This window comes from Priestia sp. SIMBA_032 (assembly GCF_046535215.1).
Taxonomy (GTDB): Bacteria; Bacillota; Bacilli; order Bacillales; family Bacillaceae_H; genus Priestia; species Priestia aryabhattai.
Genome location: NZ_JAWRXD010000541.1, coordinates 1 through 277, shown reverse-complemented (window position 1 = coordinate 277; position 277 = coordinate 1). Strand labels below are relative to the sequence as shown.

The window sequence follows — 277 nt, the reverse complement described above, 5'->3', positions numbered from 1 at the left end:
AGGGTCGGCGTCGCGCAGACGAACCGGCGTCAGTACCAATTTGGCATGGCCACGCGCTGGGGTATCGGTAGTCTCGAAAGCGTGCATTTCCTTCCCTTCCGCGGAATTGAACGCTGCACCCAGTTGCTCACCAACTCCTCCTACAACTGTATCCAGCCCTTGAGCGAGCTGATTTCGATTCCGCTGAATCATCTCGGCTAGGGCTCTTGGCAGGTAGGGGTACGTCAACCCTTCAGGAAACCGGCTCCTCGGAAACTCGGACTGTGGCAGTAAGGTC

1 protein-coding gene is annotated in these 277 nt (G+C 57.8%); it reads left to right on the top strand.

The features are described 5' to 3' along the window. A partial coding sequence (locus tag SB717_RS35455; protein ID WP_410907614.1) for a hypothetical protein occupies positions 1-201 on the top strand: 201 nt, incomplete at its 5' end. Between the last annotated feature and the right edge of the window lie 76 nt (positions 202-277).